The organism is Mesorhizobium sp. M7A.F.Ca.US.014.04.1.1 (genome assembly GCF_003998745.1).
Classification (GTDB): Bacteria; Pseudomonadota; Alphaproteobacteria; order Rhizobiales; family Rhizobiaceae; genus Mesorhizobium; species Mesorhizobium ciceri.
The window spans coordinates 1-1,192 of sequence record NZ_RZRW01001035.1 but is presented as its reverse complement, the minus strand read 5'-3'; the positions used below and the strand labels follow the sequence as shown (position 1 = coordinate 1,192).

The window sequence follows — 1,192 nt, the reverse complement described above, 5'->3', positions numbered from 1 at the left end:
CCACCGCGACGGCCAGTGACGACACTTCGGTATAGGTGATCATCTGCGCCCAGACGTCAGCCCGCTTGCCCGGTGCGAATTCGGGGCCGGACAGCGGTACGTAGGCGAACCAGCCCACATCAGGGGCCATGTTGAGGGCGAAGGACACCCAGGCGAAAGCGCCGCCCGAGACGTAGACCCAGTAGCTGAACGCGTTCAGGCGCGGAAACGCGATGTTGCGGGTGCCGACCATCAGCGGCACCAGGTAGATCCCGGTCGCCTGCATGATGGGCACGGCGAACAGAAACATCATCGTAACGCCATGCATGGTGAACAGCTGATTGTAGAGGTCGGGCCCGATCAGCCCGCGTTGCGGTCCAGAAAGCTGGATGCGCATGACGACAGCGTTGAGGCCGCCAAGACCAAGGAACACGAAAGCGGTGATCAAATAGCGTCGTGCGATCACCTTGTGATCGACGCTCGACAAGGCTCCGACGATGCCGGATGGCGTCCGCCAGGTGCGCTCGAGCCAGCGATGCAGGCCGGCATCATCCATGCCGGTGTCGCGCGGTCCGTCATGCTCGGGCGCGATGTCGCCTTTTGCAGATACCTTGCGCTCCGGCGGCAGGTCGCGTTGGCTTGTGAGATCCGCGCTGCTCATTTCAGACCCTCGAGATAGGCGACCACGGCATTGAGCTCATCGCCGCTGAGCTCCACCACCGGCATGTGGGAGCCGGGCTTGATGCCTTGCGGGTCGGCTATCCAGGCGGCGAGATTGCCGCGGCTCATCGTCAAGGTCCCGGCAGCGAGCGTCTGCCGGCTGGCTATGTGGGTGAGATCGGGAGCCACCGTTCCGCCGGCCGGCGTCCCCCCGATCCTGTGACACATCACGCAGGGGCGTTTGAGGAACAGGTCCGCACCGACCTTGGCTTCGCCGCTCGCCGGCGCGCCGGCCGGCTGCAACTGGTCGTTCAGCCAGGCATCGAATTTCGGGCGCGGCTCGGCGATGATCAAGGTGCCCATGTTGGCGTGCTGCGCACCGCAGAATTCAGCGCATTGACCACGGTAGACGCCTGGCTTGTCCGCCTTGATATCCAGGACGTTCATGTGGCCCGGGATAAGGTCGAGCTTGCCGGCCAAGCTTGGGATCCAGAAGGAATGGATCACATCGGTCGAGGTCAAAAGCAGCCGCACCGGCTCGCCGGCAGGGATA

At 64.1% G+C, this 1,192-nt stretch carries 2 protein-coding genes; both read right to left on the bottom strand.

Annotated features, from left to right (window positions below):
• The coding region (locus tag EOA22_RS34225) for a cbb3-type cytochrome c oxidase subunit I (protein ID WP_206521495.1) at positions 1 to 640 on the bottom strand (640 nt) is incomplete at its 3' end.
• The coding region (locus EOA22_RS34220; RefSeq protein ID WP_127224702.1) for a c-type cytochrome at positions 637 to 1,192 on the bottom strand (556 nt) is incomplete at its 5' end. The genes EOA22_RS34225 and EOA22_RS34220, both read right to left, overlap by 4 nt.